This is a genomic window from Mycobacterium simulans, from assembly GCF_900232995.1.
GTDB lineage: Bacteria > Actinomycetota > Actinomycetes > Mycobacteriales > Mycobacteriaceae > Mycobacterium > Mycobacterium simulans.
In genome coordinates, this window is sequence record NZ_OCVX01000063.1 from 1 (window position 1) to 1,668 (window position 1,668).

General features: G+C 66.8%; 1 protein-coding gene. It reads left to right on the forward strand.

Annotated features, from left to right (window positions below):
• A partial coding sequence (locus MSIMFI_RS27160) for a polyketide synthase dehydratase domain-containing protein (protein WP_191500016.1) occupies window positions 1–1,668 on the forward strand: 1,668 nt, incomplete at both ends.

Below are 1,668 nucleotides of genomic sequence, written 5' to 3' on the forward strand. Positions count from 1 at the left end.
GCGGCGGTGGGCCGGTTGCATATCTGTGGGCATAGCCCGTCGTGGCGGCAGTTGTATCCGCGGGGGCGGGTGGTGGGGTTGCCGACGTATCCCTTTGAGCATCACCGGTATTGGCTGGCCCCGGCCGCGGCGGCTGATGTCAGTGCCGCCGGGTTGGCTCAGGTGGAGCACCCGTTGTTGGGGGCGGTGGCGGAGTTGGCTGATCAGGATCAGGTGGTGGTCACCGGGCGGTTGGCGATGGCTTCTCAGGGCTGGCTGGCGGGGCATGTGGTGGGTGAGCGGTTGGTGTTCCCGGCGACGGGGTTTGTTGAGGTGGTGTTGGCTGCCGGTGAGGTGGTGGGGTGCCCGGTTATTGAGGAGTTGGTGTTGCGGTCGCCGTTGGTGTTGGTCGAGGACGCGCCGACGGATGTGCAGATCACGGTGCGGTCCGGCGATGAGGGTGGGCGGCGGTCGTTTAGTGTGCACGCCCGGGTTGGGGATCGCGCCGGTGGTCAAGGGTGGGTGTTACATGCCAGTGGTGTGGTGGGTGTTGATCGGGATCTGGTGCCGGGTGGGCCGGTTGGGTCGGTGGGTGTGCAGCCCATCGACGTCGACGGCTTTTATGAGCGGTTAGCTGATCGTGGTTACCGTTACAGCGGTCTGTTCCGGTCGTTGCGCGGAGTTAGCCAGGATCGGCTGGATGCGGGTGTGGTGGCTGCGTGGGTGGAGTTGCCCGCGGGTACTGAGGTGGCGGGTTTCGGGGTGCATCCGGCGTTGCTGGATGCTGCGTTGCATGCCCTGGTTGGCATGTGGTCGGAGGCGGATGGCGAAGGGGCGGTCCGGCCGCGGGTTCCGTTTGTGGTGAGCGGGGTTCGTGTGTATGCCAGCGGGGCGACTCGGTTGCAGGTGGTGTTGACCCAGACCGGGCCGGACACCGTCGGGTTGGTGGGTGTGGATGCGGCGGGGGAGCCGGTGATCAGCATCGACTCGCTGACCCTGCGGGAGCTGCCCGAGGATATTGCCGCGCCGTCGGCCGCCTCCGTGGGTGGGGAGGGTTTGTTCGATCTGAACTGGTTGCCGGTGCCTGAGGGTGCCTCGGTTTCGGCGGCGGTGGGCGTGGTGCCGGTGTGGGCGGTGGTCGGTGAGGATCCCGGTGGGGTGCCGGTGAGTTTGCGCGGCGGCCCGAGCTGTGCTGGTTTGGCTGGTTTGGTTGCGCCGTACCCCGATGTCGTGTTTTGGGTGTTGGCGCTGCCCGATGACCGCGATGGTGTTGTGGGTGATCCGGTGGGGTTGTTGCATGAGGTGAGTGGTCGGGTGTTGGCGGGGTTGCAGCGGTGGTTGGCTGATCCGCAGAGTGTGGATTCGCAGTTGGTGGTGGTGACCCGGCATGCGGTGGCCACCAGTGTGTTTGACCGGTCACCGGATGTGGTGGGCGCGGCGGTGTGGGCGCTGCTGCACAGCGCGCAAAATGAGCATCCGGGCCGGATCACCGTGGTCGATACCGATGCCAGTGCGGCCAGTGAGCAGGCGCTGTTAGAGGTGGTGTCAGCACGCCCGGCCGGTGAGGCGCAGCTGGCGTTGCGTAAGGGAGTCGCTTATCGTCCTCGGCTGGTCAAAGCGCAGGCGCTGACCCCGCCGGTGGGTGGGGCGTGGAAGCTGGATACCGCCGCGAAAGGCAGCCTGGACAAC